Source organism: Pseudonocardia sulfidoxydans NBRC 16205 (genome assembly GCF_007989085.1).
Taxonomy (GTDB): domain Bacteria; phylum Actinomycetota; class Actinomycetes; order Mycobacteriales; family Pseudonocardiaceae; genus Pseudonocardia; species Pseudonocardia sulfidoxydans.
The window spans coordinates 1-23,489 of the sequence record NZ_BJVJ01000084.1; the positions used below are offsets into that span (position 1 = coordinate 1).

Consider the following 23,489-nt stretch of genomic DNA (forward strand, 5'->3'; position numbering starts at 1 on the left):
CCGTTCGTGCAAACCCTGGGGACGGGGCTGCGTCAGCAGGCGGACCAGGCGCCGTCGACGGGGAGCAGCACGCCGTTGACGTAGCGGGCGACGTCGGAGATCAGGTAGGCGGCGGCGCCGGCGATGTCGGAGACCTCGCCGTGGTCGCCCGCGGGGACCCGGTTCTCCAACCAGGAACGCTGCTCGGAGTTGCCGAGGCGGTCGGCGGTCATCGGGGTGGCGATGATGCCGGGGGCGATGGCGTTGACCCGGATGTTCGAGGACGCGAGCTCCACCGCGGCCGCCCGCACGAGCCCGGCGATGCCCGCCTTGGCCGCGACGTAGTGCGGCTGCCCGCCCACGGCGTGGGTGGCGGTCACCGACGCGATGGCGACGACCGCGCCCGGCTTGCCCGCGGCGAGCCAGCGCCGGGCGCAGCCGCGGATGCCCAGGAACGTGCCGCGCACGTGCACGTTCATCATCCGGTCCCACTCCTCGACCTCGAGGTCGACGATGGGGGCGCGGCTGCGGAACCCGGCGCAGTTCACGAGCGCGTCGATCGGTCCGGCCTCGTCGAGGACCCGGTCCCAGGCGTGCTCGTCGGCGGCGTCGAGCTCGAGGATGCCGTCGGCGGGCTTGAGGTCGGCGCCGACGACGTCCCAGCCCTGCCCGCGCAGCAGCGCCGCGGTGCCCGCGCCGATGCCCGACGCGGCCCCGGTGATGAGTACCGTGCTCACTTCGCTCCCTGTCCGGCGTCGACCCGCAGTACGGTGCCGGTGATCTGGTCGGCGTTGTCGGAGGCCAGGAACAGCACCGCGTCGGTGATGTTCTGCGCCTCGGTGCGCCACTTCTCGCCGGGCATGTTGCCGGCGGCGGAGAACATCTCGAAGGCGGCGTCGGGGGTCATGTCGACCTCGCCGGCGAGCCCGGACACCATCCCGGAGCCGCGGCCCTCGCCGGGCCTGATCGTCGCCGGGGCGATGCAGTTGACGTTGATGTCGAACTCCGACAGCTCGAACGCCCACGCCGTGGTGAGGCCTTCCATGGCGTGCTTGGCCGCGACGTAGTGCGACAGCATCGCGTGCCCGGACCCGGTGACGCCGGAGGAGATGTTGACGATCTTCCCGGCGCGGCGGCCGATCATCTGCGGCACCACGAACTTGGCGACGTACATGTGCCCCTTGACGATCGTGTCGATCACGGCGTCCATGACGTGGGGGCGCATGTCCTTGATGGAGTCGAGCGCGGCGACGCCCGCGTTGCAGACGAGCACGTCGATGCGGTTGTCGAAGAACCCGAGCGCCTTGGCGACGGCGGCCTCGACCTGGTCGACGTCGCGGATGTCGCAGGGGAGCGCGATGGCGCGGCCGCCGCGGGCCTCGACCTCCTCGACGGTCTCGGTGAGCATCGCCTCGGTCGCGAGGGGGTAGATGTCGGGGATCGGGTCGGTGATGTCGAGCGCCGCGACGTTCGCGCCGGCGTCGGCGAAGGCGCGGGCGTGGCTCGCGCCCTGGCCCTTGCCGGCGCCGGTGATCAGGACGTTCTTGCCTTCGAGGCCGCGCAGCACTGCGGGCATCGGCACCTCCGTGTGGTTCTTTGCAGGGGATCAGTGAGCGGCGTGCCGCGTCGCGACCTCACCGGCGCCGCCGTGTGAAGCCGCCCAGCACACCGAGTCGACGATCATCGAGTAGCCGGTGCAGCGGCAGAGGTTGCCCTCGATGCCCTCGCGCACCTCGTCCTCGTCGGGGTCGGGGTTCTCCAGCAGCAGGCCGGTGGCGGCCATGACCATGCCGGGGGTGCAGTAGCCGCACTGCAGGCCGTGGCACTGCTGGAAGCCCTGTTGCACCGGCGACATCTCGCCGTCGGCGGCGAGACCTTCGACGGTGAGGACGTCGGCGCCGTCGGCGGCCACGGCCAGCACCGAGCAGGACTTCACGGTCTGCCCGTTCAGCATGACGGTGCAGGCCCCGCAGTTGGAGGTGTCGCAGCCGACGTGCGTGCCGGTCAGGTTGCGCACCTCGCGCAGGTAGTGCACGAGCAGCAGCCGGGCCTCGACCTCGTCCTCGCTCGTCGCGCCGTTGACGGTGACGCTGATCTTGTGGTGGGACATGTCAGCTCGCCTTCTCTGCCAGGATGCGCCAGACCTTCTGCGGCGTGCAGGGCATCTCGACGTCGCGGACCCCGAGATGGCCCAGCGCGTCGACGACCGCGTTGACGACGGCCTGCGGCGCCGCGGTGGCCCCGGACTCGCCGAGGCCCTTGGCGCCCAACGGGTTGAAGCTCGTCTTCGTGACGACGTGGTCGGTCTCGTAGCGGGGCAGGTCCATCGCCGACGGCAGCGTGTAGTCGACGAGCGTGCCCGACGCGGGCTGCCCGTCGTCGCCGTAGCGGACCTCCTCGATCAGGGCCTGCGCGATGCCCTGGGCGACACCGCCGTGGATCTGGCCCGTCGCCATCAAGGGGTTGATGACGGTGCCGCAGTCGTCGACGGCGACGTAGCGGGCGATCTTCACGAAGCCGGTGTCGCGGTCGACCTCGACGACGCAGCAGTGCGCGCCCGACGGGTAGGAGAGGTTCTTCGGCTCGAAGTAGGCGGTCTCGTTCAGGCCGAGGTCGAAGCCGTCGGGCAGCAGGTGCGGCTTGAACGAGCGGACGGCGACCTCGGCCATCGTGACCCCCTGGTCGGGGGCGCCCTTCACGCTGAAGCGGCCGTCGGCGAGCTCCAGGTCGGCCTCGTCGGCCTCCAGCATGTGGGCGGCGATCGTCAGCGCCTTGGCGCGCACCTTGCCCGCGGCCTGGAACACCGCCGAGCCGCCGACGGGCGCGCCACGGCTGCCCATCGTGCCGATGCCCTCCTGCACGGTGGCGGTGTCGCCGTGGACGAGGCTGATGTGGTCGAACGGGATCGAGAGCTCGTCGGCGACGATCTGGGCGAACGCGGTCTGGTGGCCCTGCCCGTGCGGGCTGGTCCCGACCTTGATCACCGCGGAGCCGTCGGTGTTGAGCCGGATGTTGGCCGACTCCCAGCCGCCGACGTAGCCGAACTGCTCGAACAGCGGCGTCGGCCCGAAGCCGCCCATCTCGACGAACGTGGAGAACCCGATGCCCAGCAACGGCGCCGTGGGGTCGTCGCGGCGGGCGGCCTGGTCGGCGCGCAGCGCGGCGTAGTCGATCGTGGTGAGGAGCTTGTCGAGCGCGCCGGGGAAGTCGGCCTCGTCGTAGACGATGCCCTCGAACTGGGTCGCGAACGGCATCTCGCCGGGCTGGACGAAGTTGCGCCGGCGGACGTCCAGGGGGTCGAGTCCCAGCTCGGCGGCCACGTGGTCGACGACCCGCTCGATCATGAACGACGCCTCGGGTCGCCCGGCGCCGCGGTAGGACCCGACCGGCGTGGTGTTGGTGACGACGGACCGGAAGCTCGGCGCGATGACGGGGATCTTGTAGCAGCCGCCGGACATGAACGACGTGAGCGTCGGCAGGCCGATGCCGGTGGCGTCGGGCCAGCCGCCGCAGTCCTGGGTGATCCGCACGCGCAGCGCCAGGAGCGTCCCGTCGTCGTCGAAGCCGACCTCGACGTCGTGGGACTGGGCCCGCCCGTGGACCATCGAGACCATGTTCTCGCTGCGCGTCTCGACGAACTTCACCGGACGCCGCAGCCGCTTCGACAGCTCCGCGGTGAGGATGAACTCGGGGTAGCAGGACGCCTTGGCGCCGAACCCGCCGCCGACGTCGGGTGCGACGACCCGCACCTCCTGCTGGGACAGGCCGAACATCGCGGCCAGTTCGTTGCGCGAGTGGTGCGGGGTCTGCGTGGTGGCCCAGAGCGTGAGGCCCGACGCCTGCCAGTCAGCCAGGCACACCGTGGGCTCCATGGGGACCGCGGCGCAGCGCTGGTTCTTCAGGTGGATCGCGAGCCGGTGCGGGGCGGCGGCCAGCTCGGCCTCGGCGTCGGTGGCCGAGAGGACCTGCTCCAGGACGACGTTGGAGTCGAGCCCGTCGAGGATCGGGGTGGCGCCCTCGGCCGTCGCGGCCTCGATGCTCGCCATGACCGGTAGTTCCTCGTACTCGACGAGGACGGCCTCGGCGGCGTCGGCGGCGGCGTAGCGGTCGGCCGCGACGACCACGGCCACGGGCTCGCCGACGAAGTGGACCTTGCCGCGGGCCAGGCACGGCCGCTCCATACCGGGGACCGAGCGGTTGGGCGGGAGGCCTTCCAGGTCGGCGTTGGTCCAGACGCCCAGGACGCCGGGCTTGGCCACGGCCTCGCTCGTGTCGATCGAGACGATCCTCGCGTGGGCGAGGTAGCTGCGCACGTAGACCATGTGGACGGTGCCGGGGAGCCGGATGTCGTCGACATAGGTGCCGCGCCCGGTGAGCAGAGCCGGGTCCTCCTTGCGGACGACCGCCGCGCCGACCATCGATCCCATGGGACCTCCTCGTCCTCGACCGCTCGCGAAGAGCGTGTCGGCCGCGGCCCGTGGCGTGGTCGCGATCACGACGTTAGGAACCTAACGCCGTCCACGGCGGGGTCGCAAGGGCGGGCACCGTTCCGTCAGCGGGTGCGGGTCGGGGCCCAGCGCCCGGCCCGCACCAGCGGAAGCGTCCGGTGCGGGATGCGTTGCGTCAGCGCCATCTGCGACCGGGTCCGCACCACCCCGGGCACGGCGATCAGCCGCTGGATGACGTGCTCCAGCTCCGTCGTGTCCCGGGCCACCACATGGCACACCAGGTCGCCGTCGCCGGTGACGGTGTAGGCCTCGATGACCTCGGGGATCGCGGTGAGGTCCTCGACCACGGAGTCCAGGTAACCCTGCGTCAGGTCGAGATGGACGAACGCCAGCATCGAGTAGCCGAACGCGCGCGGCTCGACCGACGGCGCCAGACCCGAGATCACCCCCGCCTCCTGCAGCCGCAGGAACCGTGCCGCGACCGTCCCACGGGCCACACCGAGGGTGCGCGCGTGCTCGCGCAGCCCGGCGCGCGGGTGTTCCAGCAGCAGCTGCAGCAGCGACCGGTCCAGCTCGTCGAGGGTCATGGTCCGTTGGCCTCCTCGGTGTGGTTCTCGCCGGGCGCGACTGTACCGATGGCCCAGTGAACCCGTATTGATGCTGGACGGATGCCCGGTCGGTTCTTAGCGTCGCGCCATCGCGACCTGCCTGGAGGCACTGTGACGATCGTCGAACCCGGCCCGGTCATCGTCGCGCCCACGCGCGCGTACTCACTCGATGACCGCTACGTCGCCGAGGACGGCGTCGTCCACATGACCGGCGTCCAGGCGCTGGTCCGGCTGCTGTTCCAGCAGCGCCGCCACGACCGCGCCGCCGGCCTCGACACCCGCATGTTCGTCTCCGGCTACGAAGGCTCCCCGCTCGGCGGCTTCGACCTCGAGCTGGGCCGTCGGAAGAAGCTCCTCGACGAGCACGGCGTCGTCTTCACCCCGGGCCTCAACGAGGAGTCCGCCGCCACCGCCGTGCAGGGCTCCCAGCTCGCCGCCATCGCGGGCGGGCTGCGCCACGACGGCGTCACCGGCTTCTGGTACGGCAAGGCCCCCGGCCTCGACCGGGCCAGCGACGCCATCCGCCACGCCAACCTCATGGGCACGAACCGCACCGGCGGCGTGCTCGCCGTCGTCGGCGACGACCCGGCGGCGAAGTCGTCGAGCGTGCCCTGCACGTCGGAGATGACGTTCGCCGACCTCGCCGTCCCGACGCTCTACCCGGCCGACCCCACGGAGGTCGTCACCCTGGGGCTGCACGGCGTCGCGCTGTCGCGGGCCAGCGGGCTGTGGGCCGGAATGAAGATGACGACGGCCGTCGCCGACGGATCGTCCACAGTGCACGCGGCCGACTTCGGCGCCGTCCGGCCGGTGATGCCCTCGGCCACCGACTTCCGGCACACCGTCACCGGCCGCCTGCTGCAACCCACCCTCGGCCCGCTGGAGCGCGACCTGCACGGCGCCCGCACCGAGGCGGCCCTGCGCTACGCCGCCGCCAACGGCCTCAACCGCATCCCCGTCCGGACCGGCGACGACCGCATCGGCATCGTCGCCGCCGGCAAGACCTGGCTCGACCTGCGCCACGCCCTCGACGTCCTCGGCCTCCACGACGACGAGCTCCGCCGCCGCGGCGTCCGGCTGCTCAAGCTGGGCATGGTCCACCCCGTCGAACCCGGCATCGTCGCCGAGTTCGCGTCGGGCCTGCGCGAGATCGTCGTCGTCGAGGAGAAGCGCGCGTTCCTCGAGACCGCGATCAAGGACGTCCTCTACGGCTCCGCGAACGCGCCGATGGTGCGCGGCAAGTCGCTGTTCCCGCCGCACGGCGAGCTCGGCGCCGACGACGTCGCCGCCGGCCTCGCGACCGTCCTCGCCGACCTGCCGTCCGTGATCGCCTGGCAGGAGGCGCGCCGACCCGCGCCGCGCGGGCCCGTCATGCTCCCGCTCGCCGCCACCCGCACGCCCTACTTCTGCTCCGGCTGCCCGCACAACACCTCGACCGCCCCGCCCGAGGACTCACTGCTCGCCGCCGGCATCGGCTGCCACACCATGGTGCTGCTGATGGACCCGGCGCAGGTCGGGGAGGTCGTCGGCCTCACGCAGATGGGCGGTGAGGGCACCCAGTGGATCGGGATGGCGCCGTTCGTCGAGGCCTCGCACCTCGTGCAGAACCTGGGCGACGGCACCTTCCACCACTCCGGGTCGCTCGCGATCCGCGCGGCCGTCGCGGCGGGGGTGAACATCACCTACAAGCTGCTGCACAACGGGACCGTCGCCATGACCGGCGGGCAGGACGCCGTCGGCGCGCTCGGGGTCCCGGCCATCACACGGCTGCTCGCCGTCGAGGGGGTGGCGCGGACGATCGTCACCACCGACGACGTCTCCCGGTACCGCGGCGTCACGCTGGCCGGCGGCGTCGAGGTCTGGCACCGCGACCGGCTGGAGGAGGCGCAGCGCGTCCTCGCCGGGACCCCGGGCGTCACCGTCCTCATCCACGACCAGGAGTGCGCCGCCGAGAAGCGCCGCAAGCGCAAGCGCGGCAAGGCATCCACCCCGTCGACGCGCGTGATGATCAACGAACGTGTCTGCGAGGGGTGCGGCGACTGCGGGCAGAAGTCCAACTGCCTGTCGGTGCAGCCCGTCGACACCGAGTTCGGGCGCAAGACCCAGATCGACCAGTCGTCGTGCAACCTCGACTTCTCCTGCCTCGACGGGGACTGCCCGTCGTTCCTGTCGGTCGTGCCGGGGTCCGTGTCGTTCGAGCAGGCGCCACACCTCGCTGCCGCTGCCCTTCGCGATCCCGTCCCGTGCGGGCGCACCGATGTCACCGTGCGGCTCGCCGGCGTCGGCGGGACGGGTGTCGTCACCGTCTCGGCCATCCTCGCGACCGCGGCGGTCATCGCCGGGCGTGAGGTCCGGGGACTCGACCAGACCGGGCTCGCGCAGAAGGGCGGCGCGGTCGTCTCGGACCTGCGGATCTCTGCTTCGGGGCTCGACGGACCGGGGAAGCTCGGCGCGCGGGAGTGCGACCTCTACCTCGGCGCCGACCTCCTCGTCGCCGCCGACAAGACCCAGCTCGCGGTCACCGACCCGTCGCGCACCGTCGCCGTCGTGTCGACGACCCAGGTCCCGACCGGCGCCATGGTTACCGACCCGACCGTCGCGTTCCCGCAGGTCGACGCCGTCGTCCGGCGGATCACCGACAGCGTCCGCGCCGGCACCTACCTCGACGCCCGCGGCCTGTCCGAGCGGCTCTTCGGCGAGGACCAGTACGCCAACATGATCCTCCTCGGCGCCGGCTACCAGATGGGCGCGCTGCCCGTCCCCGCCGCCGCGATCGAGCGGGCCATCGAGCTCAACGGCGCCGCCGTCGCCACCAACATCCAGGCCTTCCGACGGGGCCGGCAGGCCGTCGCCGACCCCGCGGCGCTGGACCGGGTGCTCTCGCCTGCCGCTGCGGCGGCGCCGACCGACCTCGCGGGGATCGTCGCGACCCGGGTCGAGGAGCTCACCGCCTACCAGTCCGCCGCCTACGCCGCGTCCTACACCGACCTGGTGGAACGGGTGCGCGTCGCCGAGGACGCCGCCGTCCCCGGCTCGACCGCGCTCGCGTCGGCTGTGGCGGTCAACCTCCACAAGCTGATGGCCTACAAGGACGAGTACGAGGTCGCGCGGCTGAGCCTCGACCCGGCACTGGCTGCGTCCGTGGAGAAGCAGTTCGGCGAGGGCGCGAAGGTCGCGTACAAGCTGCACCCGCCCGTCCTGCGCGCGCTGGGGATGAACCGCAAGATCGCCCTGCGCCGCACCGCCGGGCCCGCGTTCCGCACGCTGCGCGCCATGCGGCGCCTGCGCGGCACCAGGTTCGACCCCTTCGGCCTGGCCGAGGTCCGCCGCGTCGAGCGCTCGCTGATCACCGAGTACCGGACGGTCGTCGAGGACCTGCTGAACTCCCTGTCGGTCGACTCGCTCCCGCGCGCCGTCGAGATCGCGAACCTCCCCGACATGGTCCGCGGCTACGAGGACATCAAGCTCGCGTCCGTCGCGCGGTACCGGGAGGCGCTGGCGGCCCGCTCCCTGTGAACAGCGGCGCTCCGCGCCCTGTGAGTGGCAATAGTCGCTATAGCGACTATTGCCACTCACGACGGTGCGAGCGGTAGCGTCGGTAGGACTCTCACGACGGTGTGACGGAGGTGCGCGTGGACGAGGTCGATCTGGTCGTCGTCGGATTCGGCGGAGCGGGCGCGGCGGCGGCCATCACCGCGCACGACGCCGGGGCCCGCGTCGTGGTGCTGGAGAAGCAGGCCGACGGCGCCCACACCCCGAGCACGCGCATGTCCGGCGGGCTCGTCATGGCCGTCGACACCGCAGCCGACGGCGCCGCCTACCTCGACGCCTGCGCCGGCGGCATGATCCCCGCCGACGTCACCGCCGCCTGGGCCGACTCGGCCACCGACGTCCTCGACTGGCTGGGCAAGACCGCCGGGCTGACGTTCTCGCGCATCAACACCGCCGAGCACCCCGACCTCCCGGGCGCCTCCGGGGTCGGCGTGTACCAGCCGGGCGAGGCCGCGTTCCGGCTCGACCCGTCGGCCGGCGGGGGTGACGCGCTCTTCGCCGCCGTCGCCGCCGCCGTCCACTCGCGGGAGATCGAGATCCGCTGGTCGACGCCCGCGCAGCGGTTGGTCGTCGAGGACGGCCGGGTCGTCGGGGTCTCCACGGCGGCCGGTGAGATCCGGGCCCGGCACGGCGTCGTCCTCGCCTGCGGCGGGTACGAGTTCGACGAGAACCTCAAGCGCGACAACCTCCGCGCCTACCCCGTGCACTTCTACGGCAACCCCGGCAACACCGGCGACGGCGTCCGCATGGCCCAGGCCGCCGGTGCCGGGCTGTGGCACATGAACACGATGATCGGGCGCGCGATCGGGCACTTCCCGCTCGACACCGCCGACGGTGGCTGGCTCAACTTCATCATCAACATCGACCCACCGGGGCACGTCATCGTCGACAAGCGCGGTTCTCGCTATGCCGACGAGACGATGCAGGCCCAGCTGCTGCACGGCTTCTACTACGAGATGCTGCGCTACGACTACGACCGCGCCGAGTACAGCCGCATCCCCAGCTGGTGGGTCTTCGACGAACGCCGCCGCGCCGCGGGCCCGCTGACGTTGTCGCACATCGGAGCCGTGAAGGTCGGCCTCTACGACTGGAGTCCGGACAACTCCGCCGAGATCGACCGCGGCTGGATCGCGCGCGGCGACACCGTCGCGCAGGCCGCGGCGGCGGCGGGGATGGACGACCCTGATGCGTTGGCGCGCACCGTCGCCGAGTACAACGAGGCCTGCGCGTCGGGTGTCGACGCGCTGGGCCGTGCCGCCGAGACCCTCGTCCCGCTCGACTCCCCGCCCTACTACTGCGTGCCGCTCTACCCAGGTGGGTCCAACACGTGCGGCGGGCCGGTCCGCGACGCCGGCGGGCGCGTCCTCGACCCCTACGACGTGCCGGTCCCCGGGCTGTACGCCGCGGGGGAGCTGGGCCAGCCCGTCGGCATGCTGTACCCGGCCGACGGCGCCAACCTCTCCGAGGCCTTCTGCTTCGGCCGCATCGCGGCGCGGACGGCGCTGGGCTCCTGATCTTTTCGAACGAACGGCACAGTCGCGCAATTCAGTTGCGGGACTGTGCCGTTCGTTCGGAGTACAACGAGCTCAGCCGCCCTTGATCGCGCGCCAGTCGCCTCGGGGTGGGGCGTCGGCCTCGGGGTCGTTCACGTCGAACGGGCCCATGCTGACGATGTAGAACTCGCAGCCCTCGGGCCCGGCCGACTCGGAGCCGTAGGCGGTGCCGCCCTTGACCCAGCGGATGTCGCCGGGACGGTAGGTCCCTTCACCCTCCACCGAGAACTCGCCCTGCGTGATGATGTAGATCGTGTCCGACGGGTGCCAGTGCGAGGGCGCCTTGTAGTCGGGGGCGAAGCGGGTGAGCATGAACGTGTGCCCGGACTCCGGGTCGATGAGCGGCTTGACCGCGGCGCCGGGTGGGATGAACCCGGTCTCGTCGACGTAGTCCATCCAGTCCTGGTCGTCGACGTGGATGACCTGCATCTGATCCAGCGGGTTCGTGGCCATGATCTGCTCCCAGCGTCGTCCGAGCCGTGCGTGGTGGTGTGATCCAGCTCAAGCGAAACAAGGGACATTATTGACATTGATTCGCGACCGGGGCAACCGCCGCGGCCGCGACCGTGTGCACGTCACTCACGAGGTCTCGGAGAACCAGCCCGACGGTGTCAGCGGGGCCTGGGAGGCCAGGCGGGGGGCGTACTGGTCCAGGAACACCCGGGCCGTCAGCTCACGACGGCTGCGCACCCCCACCTTGTCGAAGATCGACTTGAGATGGTCCTGCACCGTGTAGGCCGACAGGTGCAAGGTTCTCGCGATCTCCGCGGTGTCGACGCCACGCAGCACCAGCGCCACGACGTCCTGCTCCCGCGCGGTCAACCCGAACGCGGCGACGACCAGCGGCACGATCTCCGGCGGCCGGGCCTCCTCGATCGTGACGACGACGTCGGTCCCGGAACCGTTGCGCGACACCAGCGGTGAGGCGTGCACAACCACCCAGCGGCCCGACCGGGTGCGCAGCCGCGACCGCGGGGTCAGCGCGGTCTCGCCGAGCGCGAACCGGCGGGCGGCGCCGACGAGGGCCCGGACCGCGAACGGCAGCGGATCGTCGCCGATCGCGCCGCCACCGAGATCGTCGACGTGCGCGGCGGCGGCGAGGTTGGCCTGCACGACCTCGCCCGCGGAGTCGACGACCACCACGCCCGGCCCGTCGACACCCATGATCGCGGGGTCGGCGGCGTTGGTGAGCAACGCCGTCCGGTAGCCGACCGCGAACGCCGAGGCGACGCTGCTGACGAACTCGTGCTCCGCCACCGTGAACGCCGAGTTCGGGCCCTCGCGGAACAGCGCGAACAACCCCCACGTGACGCCGTCGGCGCGGCAGCCGGCGCGCAGCTCGTCGTCGAACCCGTAGGTGGGGTGGAAGAACTCGGTGAACCGTCGCGAGCGGTGCGGCTCGCCGTCGGTCTCGTGACGGGTCGACGCCACGCCGCCGGGACGGCGCATGACGTCACGGAAGTCGTAGAGGTCGGGCGCCTCGTACTCGTGGTAGGCCCACTGGTCGTCCTCGTTGTTCGTCAGGCCGCCCCACTTCACCGTCGCGGTGACGATCTCCGTCGCGGGGTCGACCGTGCCGATGCACGCCGCGCTGAACGGCATCGCCGTACGCAGCACCTCGACGGCGGCGGTGGCGAACGTCGGCAGGTCGAGGCCGGCCGTGGCGAGCGCCTGGATGCGGGCGCGGGTCCGTTCGGCCGAGGGAGCGGGCATGCGCCCAGTGTGCAAGGGGGCGTCCGGTCGCGGTACCCCAGAACTCTGGGGGTGAGGGTCCCCGGGCATCTGGGATACCCGCGCTGCCGACGCGGCCGCAGTGTTTCCGCCATGACGACGACGACCGCGAACGCCGTGCGCCGCATCAACCCCACCAGCTGGAACGCCGCCTTCGGCTACGACCAGGCGCAGCTGCGGCCCACCCCGGCCCACGTGCTCACCCTCGCCGGGCAGGGGCCCGTGGACGAGCACGGCGCCCTCGTCCACGAGGACGACGTCACCGCGCAGCTCGCACTGACCATGGCCAACGTCGAGGCCGTCCTCGCCCGCGGCGGCATGGACCTCGGCGACGTCCTGAAGCTGACGATCTACGCCGTCGACGTCGACGCCGTCCTCGCCGGCTACGGCGCCATCACCGAGCGCCTCGCCGCGTTCGGCGCCTCCCCGCCCGCCACGTTGCTCGGCGTCACCCGCCTCGCGATCCCCGGCATGGCCGTCGAGATCGACGCCGTCGCCGCCCGCTGAACCCGTTACCGCACAAGGAGACCCGACATGACCACCTTCGTCGACGCCGACCTCGCCGCCATCGCCGGCCCCGTCCTCGCCCCGTCCGATCCCGGCTACGCCGAGGAGGTGTCCGGGTTCAACGTCGCGATCCGCGCGTCGCCGGCGTTGGTCGTCGGGGCCACGAGCACCGACGACGTCGCCGCCGCCGTCCGGTTCGCCGCGCGCACCGGGCACCGGGTTGCGGTGCAGGCCACCGGGCACGGACTCAACGACGCCCTGGACGGCACCGTCCTCGTCTCGACCCGGCGCATGGCCGGTGTGGCCGTCGACCCGGCCGCCCGCACCGCCCGGGTCCAGGCCGGCGCGATCTGGCGGCAGGTCATCGACGCGGCTGCCCCGCACGGGCTGGCCCCGCTGAACGGGTCGGCGTCCGGGGTCGGGGTCGTCGGCTACACGACGGGCGGCGGCATCGGCCCGATGGCCCGGCGGTTCGGGTTCGCCGCCGACCACGTGCAGCGCTTCACGATCGTCACCGCCGACGGCGTCGCCCGCCCCGTCGACGAGGGCACCGAACCCGACCTGTTCTGGGCCGTCCGCGGCGGCAAGGCCAACCTCGGGATCGTCACCGAGATGGAGTTCGGGCTGGTGCCCGTCGCCCGGTTTTACGGCGGCGGCGTCTTCTTCCCCGCCGACGCGGCGGCCGCCGTCCTGCACGCCTGGCGCACCTGGGCGCCGACACTTCCCGACGACGCGAGCACCTCGGTCGCGCTGCTGCAGATGCCGCCCGACCCGGCGCTGCCCGAGCCGCTTCGCGGACGCTACGTCGTCCACCTGCGGTTCTGTCACCTCGGGACGCCTCACGAGGGCGAGCGGCTGCTCGCCCCGATGCGCGCGGTCGCGCCGGCGCTGATGGAGGTCGTCGCGGAGATGCCCTACGCCGCGATCGACGCCGTCCACATGGACCCGACGACCCCCATGCCCGTCCGCGACCGCGGGATCGCGCTCGGCTCCCTGCCGGCCGAGGCCGTCGACGCGCTGCTCGCGCAGGCCGGGCCCGATGCGGGGTCGCCGCTGACGATGGTCGAGCTCCGGCTGCTGGGTGGCACGATCGCCCGGGAGCCGTTGTCGCCCAACGCCGTCTCGGGGCGGGGGGCCGCGTTCGCCGGCTACGCACTGGGTGTACTCGCCGGGCCGGCGGCCGCGGCGATCCCGGCGGCGGCCGACGGGATCGCGAGCGCGTTGTCGCCCTGGGCGGCGGGGGAGGGTCTGCTCAACTTCCTGGGCCCGGCCGACGCGGAGCACGTCGCGCGGCAGTGGGGCAGCCACACCCGTGACCGCCTCCTGCGCATCGCCCGCCGCCACGACCCCGCCGGCCTCTTCGCGACGAACGTGCCCCTGCCCTCGTGACCCTGTGAGTGGCGATAGTCGCTATAGCGACTATCGCCACTCACGAGGGCTGGGTCGCCTGCCCACACCGGGTCGCCTGCCCGCACCGGGCCGAGGACAGCAGCGCGGTGTGCGGACAGGAGCGCGGTTGCGGACCGATTGTCGCAGGTCAGGCATTGTGAGCGGTAATAGTCGCTATAGCGACTATTACCGCTCACAGGGGCGTCAGGGGCGTCAGGGTGGTCAGGGGCGGGCGGCGGGCTCCTGGCGGGGGACCCAGACCCAGTCGATCTCCGGACGGTTCTCGATCACCCCGGCGTGGACGCGGCGCTCGGCGAACTGCCAGCCCTCCCGGGTGTGGGCGAGGACGTCGACGTAGCGCAGGTGCGCCCGCCACTGCCGCCCCTCCCACTCCTCGTGGGAGGCGGTCACGTAGGTGACGGCGGCGGCGCGGTCGGGGTCGGCGGGGTCGAAGGTGACCCGGCTCTGCCCCAGCTGGTGATGGGTCCGGCGGAACTGCGCCTGACCCCCGGCGATCCTGTCGCGGACCGCGTCCCGCCCGGACACGAGCCCGCCACGGCCGGGGCCGTAGTCGGTCACGCAGTCGGGGGTGAACAGGGCGGCGACGGCGTCGATGTCGTACTCGTCGACCCGCTCGCAGTACAGGGCCATCAGGTCGCCGATGGCCACCCGGTCCTCGATGCGCATCGTCAGGCCTCCTTCAACACGGGCAGGACCCGCTCGCCGAAGGTGGCGAGCCGGGTGAGCTGGACGTCCAGGTCGGGTTCGGGGAACAGCACGCGCAGGACGAGGTGCACGTTCGCCCAGTCGCGCAGGCCGTCGAGGACCGCGCGGAGGCCGGCGACGACGTCGTCGACACCGCCTGCGACCTGGATGTACTCCGATATCGAGCCGAGGGCGAGGCCGGTCGACCCGGACGGGTCGCCGACCAGGCCCGCGTACACCGGGCGGCCCGCCTGGATCGACTCGTACACGAGCTGCTGCGCTTCGAACCCCGTGCGGGCCGACGCGGCGCCGCCGCCGGGGGCGTCGAGCACGCAGGTGACGTTCACGGCCCGGGTGAACGAGGCGTCGGCCGGGTCGCGGACGGAGGCGAGCTGCGCGGACGCGTCGTCGACGATGTGCGGGGCACCCCGTCCGACGAGGTGTCCGTCGGCGATGCGCCCGGCCCGGGCGAGGGCCGTGGCGGCGTACCCGCCGAGCCAGATCGGGATCGGGCGGGTGGGGGTGGGGGTGACGCGGACGTCGTGAAGATCGAGAGCCGGCGCGGAGAACGGCTCCCCGGTCCACGCATCGCGCAGGGCGCCGACCAGCGCATCCAGGCGTGCGCCACGGGTCCTCGGGGAAACCCCGAACGCCCTGTACTCGTGCTCCGCGTACCCCAGCCCGAGCCCGAGGACGAGCCGCCCACCCGACAGCCGGTCGACGACGACCGCGTCCTCGGCCAGCCGCAACGGGTGCTGCAGCGGCGCGAGGACGAGCCCGGTGCCCAGCTCGATTCGTGAGGTGGCGGGAGCGAGCGCGGCCAGCAACGTCAGCGGCGACGGGAGGTAGCCGTCGGGAAGCCCGTGGTGCTCGGTCACCCAGAACGAGTCGAAGCCCGCCTCTTCCGCGGCGACGGCGAGGGGGACCGCGTCGCGGTAGTCGCTGCCCTGCCCGGTGTAGAGCCCGATGCCGATACGCAGGTTCACCCGAGCACGTCCCCGAGCCGGGCCCGCCAGACGCCGAGGTCGACGTAGTCGCGGAACGCCGTGATCAGGCCGCTGACCGGGTCGATCTCCACGACGCCGTTGCACTCGATCGCGTACTCGCGACCGTCGATCCGGAAGCGGTCGACCCGCTCCAGCCACGCCCGGGTCGGCGCGTAGCTGGCGGTGACGATCTCCCATTCGACGTACTCGGCCCGGTTCAGGATGGGCGCGAGCAGGGCTTTGATCTGAGAAGGCCCGACCGCCGGCGGGTGCGGCATGTTCGCGTACGTCGCGTCCGGAGCGAAGCAGGCCGCGGCGGCGTCGGGGTCTCCGGCGCCGACCGCGGCGAGGAACCGCTCCACGATCTCCCGGGAGCTCACCCGCCGAAGACGACCGGGTACGACGAGAAGTGGTCGCGCGCCGAGTGCGGGTCGCGCTGCGGCGCCTTGTCGGGGTCGGGACGGCCACCGGCGCCGAGGAGCGCGTCGAGCATCAGCGTGACGGTCCCGAGGACCTGGTCGTGGGCGTCGTCAGCAGAAGGTCCCGAGGGAACGCCGCCCGCCAGCTCCGTCCCGATGCACGCGTGCATCCCGCCGCCGAACGCGTGCCCCCAGCGCGGCACCTCGGCGGGGATCTCGCGCAGCGGGTCGAAGACGTCGGGGCGGTCGAACACGGACGGGTCGCGGTTGGCGGCGGCCAGGTCGAGGACGACGGACGAGCCCTCCGGGATCTCGGTCCCGCCCTTCAACGTGATCGTCGTGAGTGCGCGCCGCTGGGCGACGGGGCTCGCCGGGTGCAGCCGCAGCGTCTCGTAGACGCACGCCTGCAGGATCGCCGGGTCCCTGCGCGCCGCGGCGGCGGCCTCCGGGTCCCGGGCGGCCCAGGCGAAGTAGTCGTCGGCGGCGTGGGTGAAGGCGTCGGCGGTGGAGTGCGAGCCGGCCTGCAGGTAGAAGGCACATTCACGACGCAGGATGTCGTCGTCGATGTCGAGCTCGTCCCAGTTGCGCAGCAGCGCGGTGAGGACGTCGCGGGGCAGGTCGTCCTCGGTGATCTCGCCGGCCTCGAGCTGCGCGAGCAGTGCGCGGCGGCGCGCGATGGAGGGCTGCAGGAACGTGGTGTCGAAGTCGTCGAGGGCCTGCTGGACCTCGGCGCGCACGACCTCGGGGTCGCGGGTGGTGTGCACGAGCGTCGCGCCCTCGGAGAACTTCTTCGCGAAGCGGTAGAGCGCGTCGGTCTCCTCGATCGAACCCGTCGGCTGGTCGAGTCCGGCGACCATCGCGGTGAGGTTCATGATCGTGCGGTACCCGAGTTCCTGCAGGTCGGCATACCCGCGCTCGACGAACGGCGCGAGGGTGTCGCGCACGACGTCACGCAGGAAGGCCTTCTCCCAGTATCGGAAGGTGCCACGCCGGAAAAGTCGGTTCTCGACGCGGCGCCGCTTGCGGTGGTCGGATCCGTGCAGCACGAGCAGGCAGTCGGCCATGACGACGCCACCGGCGTCGTACAGCGACTGCTGCAGGTCGTGCTGCCGGAAGGCCTCACGGACGTCGGCAAAGCCGTCGAGGGTGATCGTCTGCATCGGCGTGTCCCTGTCCGGTGGTTCGGCGTGATACTTCTAACGACGCTATCAAGCGACAATGGGGTCGTCCAGGCTCCGAGAACGGAGGCCGCCGTGGAGTTCGGCGTACTGATGATGGACGCGGTGACCTCCCGTGCGCAGTGGCGCGACCGGGTGCGGCGCATGGAGGACGACGGCGTCTCGACGCTGCAGGTGTCCGACCACTTCGACCGTTCCCCGGTCAGCCCGCTCCTCGCGCTGGCGGCCGCGGCGCAGGTCACGAGCCGGATCCGGCTCGGAACGCTGGTGCTCAACAACGACTTCCGGCAGCCGGCCGTGCTGGCCAAGGAGATCGCGTCGCTGTCGGTGCTGTGCGACGGGCGCCTCGAGATCGGTGTCGGGGCGGGCTGGATGGACGACGACTACGAGGTCTCCGGCATCGTCCGCGAGCCCGCGGGGCGGCGCATCGACCGGCTCGGCGGGACCCTGGAGCTGCTGCGGGCCCTCTCGGACGGTGGGCCCGTGGACCTCGACGCCCCCGGTGTCGCCGTCCGCGACCTGCGCAACGTCCCGGCGACGGCGACGACACCCCGGCTGTTCGTCGGCGGTGGCGGACGCCGTGTGCTGACGCTGGCCGGGCGGACCGCCGACGTCGTCGGGATCAACTTCGACGTCCGCGAAGGGAAGCTCGGAACGCACGCGACGGCGTCGGCCTCGACGGACGCGACCGACGAGAAGGTCGGCTGGGTGCGCGCCGCGGCCGGGGGCCGCGAACCGCTGCTGCACCTGGTCGCGTACTGGTCGGAGGTCACCGAGGACCCGCAGGCCGCGGCCGCGCGCCGGATCGCGGCGCTCGGGCTCGACCTCTCCCCGGACCAGCTGCTCGCCTCCCCGCACGCGCTGATCGGGCCGAAGGGCATGGTCCTCGAACGGCTCGCCGAGCTGCGGGAACGCTGGGGATTCGGGTACGTCTCGTTCTACGAGCAGGACCTGCCGTCGATGCTGCCGGTGCTGGACCGCCTCGCGTGAGGTCGTGAGTGGCGATAGTCGCTACAGCGACTATCGCCACTCACAGGCGCCGGAGGCGCCACCACCGCGCCGGAGGCGCCGTCACCGCGCCGGAGGCGCCGGCCGGGTGGCGGAGGCGCCGCGGCCGTCGTTAGGGGGTTGACGCCGCTCCGTCGGCGTTAGAAGGTCTGGTGACTCCGCTCACCTCCTCGAAAGGCGGTCACCGTGACCGAGACCTACGAGGCCGACGTCGTCGTCCTCGGCACCGGTCCCGCCGGCATGGCAGCCGTGTCCGCGGCCGCCGCGGAGGGCGCGCAGGTCGTCGCGGTCGAGGCCATGGACCACATCGGCGGCAACGCCGTCTGGTCCACCGGCTACCTGGCCTTCGTGAACTCGGGGATGCAGGCCGAGCAGGGGATCGTCGACAGCGAGGAGACCTTCGTCGCCGACGCCCGGCACATGGTCGACCTCGCACGCGACCAGTTCGGTATCGAGTGGGACGAGGCGCTGGTGCGGCTCTACGCCCGCGAGTCGGCCGAGACCTACCGGATCCTGACCGAGCGGGGAGTCCGGTTCAGCCGGTTCATCCCGCGACCCAAGCAGCACAGCGTCGACCGGATGGCGGCCGTCGAGGACACCTGGATGATCGGCCGGGCGTTCCAGCCGGACTTCGAGCGCGACAACGTCACCACGCTCTACCGGACGCTCGCCGACCGGCTCGTCGTCACCGACGGCCGGGTCACGGGCGTGCTGGCCCACCGCTCGGACGACCCGGACGCGACCATCGAGATCGCCGCGCGCAACGGCGTCGTGCTCGCCACCGGCGGCTACCAGTCCAACCCGGAGCTGCGGCGCCGCTACCAGCCGGAGTTCGTGGCGCGGGCCCCCTACCTGGGTGTCGACTCGTGCCGCGGCGCCGGGCACCTCATGGGCCAGGCCGTCGGCGGCGACCTGATCAACATGACGTTCGTGCCGCCACTGGTGATCGTGTCGTCGTCGGTCGTGGAGGACGCGATCGCGGTCAACGAGTCGGGGGAGCGGTTCCACGACGAGGCCGGCCCCTACGAGGAGCGCGTCGAGAAGCTGCATGCCCAGCCAGGCCGGCGCGCCTGGTACGTGGTCGACTCGGTCGTCGCGAAGGAGAAGGACGGCCTGATCGGGCAGATGCCCGAGCCGGCCGTGCAGGCCGACACCCTCGACGGGCTGGCCGCGACGATCGGGGTGCCGGCCGAGGCGTTGCGCGCCACCGTCGACCGCTGGAACGCCTTCCTCGACACCGGCGCCGACGTCGACCCCGACCACGGCCGCGTCGTCCTGCCGCCGAACCGCCGGAAGTGCGCGACCGGGCCGTTCACCGCCGTCCCCATGATCGAGGGCGTCAACTTCTGCTGCGGCGGCTTCCGCACCACCACCGACATGCAGGTCGTCGACGTGTTCGGGGCCCCCGTCCCGGGGCTGTTCGCGGGCGGCGACTGCGTCGGCGGGCTCAACCCCGTCTCCGATCTCGGCGGGATCCACATCTGCGGCGGGCTGACGCTCGGCCGCATCGCGGGACGGGCCGTCGCGCGCGGCGTCGACGACCGCAGCGACCACGGCAGCGTCATGCACGCCGGCATGCCGAGCATGCTCGACACCCGCATCGCGCTGGTACACCTGGAGCCCGCCGTGGAGAACCACGCCGCGGGCAACGTCCCCTGAGCCGGGCGGGTCCCACCGTCGTGACCCGCCCACCCACCACCACGAGGAGCGCCATGTCGGTCGGAGTCTTGTTCACCCAGGGGCTCGTCACGGGCGACCCGCACACCGTCCTCGGCGAGATCCTCCAGCAGGCCGAGGCCGCCGACCGGCTCGGCTTCTCGCACGCCCTCACCACCGAGCACAAGTACTCCGACGAGTACTTCGGATCGCCGCTGCACCTGTCGTTCGCGATCGCCGCGCGCACGCAGCGCGTCAAGGTCGGCACCGCCATCGCGATCGCGCCGCTCTACAACCCGATCGAGCTCGCCCAGGACTCCGCGATGCTCGACCAGCTCTCCGGCGGCCGCGCCTGGCTGGGGCTCGGCGTCGGCTACATGCCCGTCGACTACTCGACCGTCGGTGTCTCCTGGGACGACCGCGCCCAGCGTTTCGACGAGACCGTCCGCATCCTGCGCGAGGCCCACACCAGCGACCGGTTCTCGTTCGCCGACGAGGTCTACTCGTTCGAGGACGTGTCCGTGATCCCGCGACCCGTCCAGCCCACGGGCGTGCCGCTGCACCTCGCCGCGTGGACACCCGGCGGCATCCGTCGTGCCGGGCGGCTCGCCGACGGCTGGATCACCAACGCGCTCATGTCGCTCGACACCATGACCGCGATGGCCGGGCAGTACCGGGAGGCCGCCGCGGCCGGGGGGCGCGACCCGCACGTCACGTCGATCCGTTTCTGCTGGCCCTACCGCGACCGCGAGGCCGCGCTGGAGAAGTTCGGCGACACCGCGCTCGCCATGGCCCGCACCCTGTTCGACTACGGCGCCATCACCGACCTGCCCGGCGTCACGTCGTCGGACCAGATCACGCTCGAGGAGTTCGTCCGCGACCGCTTCGTGTTCGGCACACCCGACGAGTGCGTCGACACCATCGGCCGCTTCCGCGACCAGGCCGGCGTCGACGACTTCCTGATGATCTTCCGGTACCCGACCGGCCCCGACAACGCCGCCGTCCTGGAGGCCATGGAGCTGTTCGGGACCGAGGTGCTGCCGCAGCTCGACCCCGCCGTCGACACCGCCGTGGTCCAGGCATGATCGCTCGTCCGCTGCGGGTCGGGGTCGTCGGCGCCAGCTACGCCTCCGGCACGCACCTGCCCGTCTACGCCGAGCTCGCCGAGGCCGGCATCGTCGAGCTCGTCGCCGTCGCGACCGCGCACCTCGAGACCGCCGACGCCGTCGCCGCCAAGTTCGACATCCCGCACGCCCACGTCGGCTTCGAGGCGCTCTGCAACGACCCTGACGTCGACCTCGTCGACGTCGCCACCCGGCCCAGCCGGCACCGTCCGATGGCCCTGGCGGCGATCGCGGCGGGCAAGCACGTGCTGTGCGAGGCACCCCTCGCCCCGACCGTGGACGACGGGCTCGCCATGGCCCGCGCCGCCGCCGACGCCGGGGTGTGCGGGGTCGTCGACATGCAGTCGCGGTTCCGGCCCGGCATCGCCGAGCTCCGCCGGCTCGTCCTCGACGGCTACGTCGGGCGCGTCGACAACGTCGCGGCCCAAGCCTTCTACCCGACGTTCACCACGCCCGCGGCGGTCGCGTCGTCGGGCTGGTGCGCCGACGCGACCGACGGCGCCAGCTCGCTGCGCGTCCACGGCCTGCACACCACCGACGTCCTGCGCTGGACGTTCGGGGAGCTCACCAACGTCACCGGCACCGCCGCTACCCGCCAGCCGACCTGGCCCCGCGAGGAAGGCCCCATCCCCGCGACGAGCGTCGACAGCGCCGCCTACACCGCCCGGACCGCCGACGGCGCCGTCGTGTCCGTCCACACCTCGTGGGTCGCGCCCTTCGGCGCCGGCTGGCGGCTCGTCGTCCACGGCTCGGAGGGCGTGCTCGTCGCCGAGGCCGCAGGCCACACCGGGCACTTCCCCGTCGGGCTGCGCGGCGCCCGGCGCGGCGACGACGGCCCGCGCACGCTCCTGCCCGCCGAGGGCGGCCCGACCGAACCCTTCGCCCTGCTCGTCCGCGCGCTCGCGATGGGCGACACCGACGACATCCCGACGTTCGACGACGGCGTCGCGGCCCTGCGCGTGGCAGCGGCCGTCGACGGTCTCGACGAACCCGCACCCACCACCACATCGGAGGAGCCATGACCGCAGTGACCGAGGAGGCGGCCGGCCCGACGATCGTCCTCGACACCTTCGCCGACGCCAAGGACGCCTACCGCAGCAAGGACCTGCGCCAGGCGCTCTACGACGAGGGCGAGGTCGTCATGGACGGCGTCCTGGTCAACCTGCACGGGCGCGAGCACCGCGACCGGCGCCGCGTCGAGAACCGGATGTTCCGTCGCGACGTCTTCGAGCGCTACGAACGCGACCTCTTCCCCGCGGTGACCGAGCAGACCCTCGTGCCGTACCTCGAGACCGGCCGCGTCGACCTCGTGCACCTCGGCCACGAGCTGATGCTCAACCTCTCCGCCCTCACCGCCGGCATCGACCGCCCCCTCGGCACCACCGAGGAGACGACCCGGCTCTACGACTACAACGCCAAGTTCATCGAGGGCGCCACCATGGCGCACTACACCGGTGACAAGGCGGCGCTGTCCCGCGACATCGCGCAGGCACTCGAGGACTGGGACACCGAGTTCCTGGCACCGTCCTGGGCGCTGCGGGAGGACCTGCTCGCCCGCGAGGCCGCAGGGGAGGACGTCGACGTCCCCCACGACGTGCTCGCCACCCTGCTCCGCCACCGCGACGAGCTGGAACTGCCCCGCCACGTCATCCGCCGGGAGGTCGCGTTCTTCCTGCTCGCCGGCGCCCACACCAGCGCGACGGCGTTCGTCCGCTCGATCGACCACATCCTCGGCTGGCTCGACCAGCACCCGTCCGACATCTCCCGGGTCCGCGACGACGCACTGTTCGTGCAGCGCTGCATCCACGAGACCGTGCGGCTCAACCCGTCCAGCCCGACCGGCCGGCGCATCGCCCTGGCCGACGTGACCCTGAAGTCGGGGCTGCACATCCCCGAGGGCGCCACCGTCGTCATCGACCTGCAGGCGATCAACCGCGACCCCGCCTTCCTCGGCCCCGACGCCGCCGACTTCGACCCCACCCGCACCATGCCCCAGGGGGTCGCACCCTTCGGGCTGAGCTTCGGCGGGGGCATGCACGTCTGTATCGGGCAGGACCTCGCCGCCGGCGTCGTCGCGGGTTCCGCCACCGATCCCGACGACCACCTCTACGGCCTGGTCACCGGGGCCGTGCGGCACATGTTCGGCGTCGGTGTGCGTCGCGACCCCGACAACCCGCCCCAGCGCGACGCCGCGACCGTCCGCCCATACTGGGGCACCTACCCCGTCCTGTTGGGAGGCTGATCATGACCTACCGCATCAGCGTCGACAGCGACGTGTGCATGAGCTCGGGTAAGTGCGTCGCCGACGCTCCCGAGGTGTTCCGCTTCGACGACGACGAGATCGCCGAGCTGGTCCCGGGCGCGACGCAGCCCTCCGACGACCGGATCCTCGACCTCGCCCGCGCCTGCCCGGCCGGCGCGCTGGTCGTCACGGACGCCGAGTCGGGCGAGGAGATCGACGTCGGCTGACCCCCCGCTCGCGAGGCCCGGCGCTCGGCCGGGGGTGTTGCACGAACGGCACAGTCGCGCCATTCAGTTGCGCCACTGTGCCGTTCGTGCAACCGGGGTGTGAGAGAGGCGGGTTGCGCGAACAGCCCGTCGAAGCAATTGAGTTGCGCGACTGTGCCGTTCGTCCGGTCGGCGTCG

Annotated in this window: 21 protein-coding genes; 10 read left to right on the forward strand and 11 right to left on the reverse strand. The window is 72.4% G+C overall.

Features of this window, described 5'->3' with window-relative positions; all coding sequences use genetic code 11:
- Positions 1-32 precede the first annotated feature (32 nt).
- The 5 genes from PSU4_RS26320 to PSU4_RS26340 form a co-directional block, all read right to left on the reverse strand.
- The gene (locus PSU4_RS26320) at positions 33-716 is read right to left on the reverse strand and encodes an SDR family NAD(P)-dependent oxidoreductase (protein ID WP_186817193.1); all 684 of its coding nucleotides are present in this window, start codon (positions 714-716) and stop codon (positions 33-35) included.
- Positions 713-1,555 carry an SDR family NAD(P)-dependent oxidoreductase gene (locus PSU4_RS26325; RefSeq protein WP_147114067.1) on the reverse strand — a complete coding sequence of 281 codons (843 nt, stop codon included), beginning with the start codon at positions 1,553-1,555 and terminating at the stop codon, positions 713-715. The genes PSU4_RS26320 and PSU4_RS26325 overlap by 4 nt, the downstream gene beginning before the upstream one ends.
- A 30-nt stretch (positions 1,556-1,585) precedes the next feature.
- Positions 1,586-2,089 (reverse strand): (2Fe-2S)-binding protein, encoded by a 504-nt coding sequence (locus tag PSU4_RS26330; protein WP_147114070.1) that lies wholly within the window; start codon positions 2,087-2,089, stop codon positions 1,586-1,588.
- Position 2,090: 1 nt separating this feature from the next.
- On the reverse strand, positions 2,091-4,406 hold the full coding sequence (locus PSU4_RS26335; protein ID WP_147114073.1) for a xanthine dehydrogenase family protein molybdopterin-binding subunit: 2,316 nt from the start codon (positions 4,404-4,406) through the stop codon (positions 2,091-2,093).
- A gap of 125 nt (positions 4,407-4,531) precedes the next feature.
- A complete protein-coding gene (locus PSU4_RS26340) occupies positions 4,532-5,014 on the reverse strand; it encodes an Lrp/AsnC family transcriptional regulator (protein WP_147114076.1) in 483 nt (160 codons plus the stop codon).
- Between the two features lie 132 nt (positions 5,015-5,146).
- On the opposite strand from PSU4_RS26340, the gene PSU4_RS26345 reads away from it, so the two are divergent.
- Positions 5,147-8,551 carry an indolepyruvate ferredoxin oxidoreductase family protein gene (locus PSU4_RS26345; RefSeq protein ID WP_147114079.1) on the forward strand — a complete coding sequence of 1,135 codons (3,405 nt, stop codon included), beginning with the start codon at positions 5,147-5,149 and terminating at the stop codon, positions 8,549-8,551.
- A gap of 116 nt (positions 8,552-8,667) precedes the next feature.
- On the forward strand, positions 8,668-10,101 hold the full coding sequence (locus PSU4_RS26350) for an FAD-dependent oxidoreductase (protein WP_186817195.1): 1,434 nt from the start codon (positions 8,668-8,670) through the stop codon (positions 10,099-10,101).
- A gap of 72 nt (positions 10,102-10,173) precedes the next feature.
- Here the strand turns inward: PSU4_RS26350 and PSU4_RS26355 are convergent, their stop codons facing one another.
- Positions 10,174-10,593 (reverse strand): cupin domain-containing protein, encoded by a 420-nt coding sequence (locus tag PSU4_RS26355; protein WP_147114085.1) that lies wholly within the window; start codon positions 10,591-10,593, stop codon positions 10,174-10,176.
- Between the two features lie 126 nt (positions 10,594-10,719).
- Positions 10,720-11,853, reverse strand: coding sequence for a response regulator transcription factor (locus PSU4_RS26360; RefSeq protein WP_147114087.1), 1,134 nt, complete (start codon positions 11,851-11,853; stop codon positions 10,720-10,722).
- A 111-nt stretch (positions 11,854-11,964) separates the two neighbouring features.
- Between PSU4_RS26360 and PSU4_RS26365 the strand changes: the two genes are divergently transcribed.
- Together PSU4_RS26365 and PSU4_RS26370 are read left to right on the forward strand one after the other, a co-directional pair.
- The gene (locus PSU4_RS26365; protein WP_147114090.1) at positions 11,965-12,378 is read left to right on the forward strand and encodes a RidA family protein; all 414 of its coding nucleotides are present in this window, start codon (positions 11,965-11,967) and stop codon (positions 12,376-12,378) included.
- A 27-nt stretch (positions 12,379-12,405) separates the two neighbouring features.
- Positions 12,406-13,767 (forward strand): FAD-binding oxidoreductase, encoded by a 1,362-nt coding sequence (locus PSU4_RS26370; RefSeq protein WP_147114093.1) that lies wholly within the window; start codon positions 12,406-12,408, stop codon positions 13,765-13,767.
- Positions 13,768-13,989: 222 nt separating this feature from the next.
- Here PSU4_RS26370 and PSU4_RS26375 read toward each other — a convergent pair whose 3' ends face one another.
- The 4 genes from PSU4_RS26375 to PSU4_RS26390 are packed head-to-tail and all read right to left on the reverse strand — an operon-like array spanning position 13,990 to position 17,037.
- A complete protein-coding gene (locus PSU4_RS26375) occupies positions 13,990-14,454 on the reverse strand; it encodes a nuclear transport factor 2 family protein (RefSeq protein WP_147114096.1) in 465 nt (154 codons plus the stop codon).
- 2 nt (positions 14,455-14,456) lie between these two features.
- The gene (locus tag PSU4_RS26380) at positions 14,457-15,458 is read right to left on the reverse strand and encodes an LLM class flavin-dependent oxidoreductase (protein WP_186817196.1); all 1,002 of its coding nucleotides are present in this window, start codon (positions 15,456-15,458) and stop codon (positions 14,457-14,459) included.
- The gene (locus PSU4_RS26385) at positions 15,455-15,838 is read right to left on the reverse strand and encodes a nuclear transport factor 2 family protein (RefSeq protein WP_147114102.1); all 384 of its coding nucleotides are present in this window, start codon (positions 15,836-15,838) and stop codon (positions 15,455-15,457) included. Before PSU4_RS26385 ends, PSU4_RS26380 begins: the two co-directional genes overlap by 4 nt.
- Entirely contained in the window at positions 15,835-17,037 is a 1,203-nt protein-coding gene (locus PSU4_RS26390; RefSeq protein WP_147114105.1) for a cytochrome P450, read from the reverse strand. Before PSU4_RS26390 ends, PSU4_RS26385 begins: the two co-directional genes overlap by 4 nt.
- Positions 17,038-17,130: 93 nt before the next feature.
- On the opposite strand from PSU4_RS26390, the gene PSU4_RS26395 reads away from it, so the two are divergent.
- The 6 genes from PSU4_RS26395 (at position 17,131) to PSU4_RS26420 (ending at position 23,312) form a co-directional block, all read left to right on the forward strand.
- Complete coding sequence (locus tag PSU4_RS26395) at positions 17,131-18,045, forward strand: TIGR03621 family F420-dependent LLM class oxidoreductase (protein WP_147114107.1); 915 nt, start codon at positions 17,131-17,133, stop codon at positions 18,043-18,045.
- A 204-nt stretch (positions 18,046-18,249) separates the two neighbouring features.
- Complete coding sequence (locus PSU4_RS26400; RefSeq protein WP_147114110.1) at positions 18,250-19,722, forward strand: FAD-dependent oxidoreductase; 1,473 nt, start codon at positions 18,250-18,252, stop codon at positions 19,720-19,722.
- Between the two features lie 53 nt (positions 19,723-19,775).
- Positions 19,776-20,804 (forward strand): LLM class flavin-dependent oxidoreductase, encoded by a 1,029-nt coding sequence (locus PSU4_RS26405; RefSeq protein ID WP_147114113.1) that lies wholly within the window; start codon positions 19,776-19,778, stop codon positions 20,802-20,804.
- A complete protein-coding gene (locus PSU4_RS26410) occupies positions 20,801-21,865 on the forward strand; it encodes a Gfo/Idh/MocA family protein (protein WP_147114116.1) in 1,065 nt (354 codons plus the stop codon). Before PSU4_RS26405 ends, PSU4_RS26410 begins: the two co-directional genes overlap by 4 nt.
- Positions 21,862-23,085, forward strand: a complete 1,224-nt coding sequence (locus tag PSU4_RS26415; protein WP_147114119.1) for a cytochrome P450 — start codon at positions 21,862-21,864, stop codon at positions 23,083-23,085. The genes PSU4_RS26410 and PSU4_RS26415 overlap by 4 nt, the downstream gene beginning before the upstream one ends.
- Positions 23,086-23,087: 2 nt before the next feature.
- Positions 23,088-23,312 (forward strand): ferredoxin, encoded by a 225-nt coding sequence (locus PSU4_RS26420; protein WP_147114123.1) that lies wholly within the window; start codon positions 23,088-23,090, stop codon positions 23,310-23,312.
- Positions 23,313-23,489 lie beyond the last annotated feature (177 nt).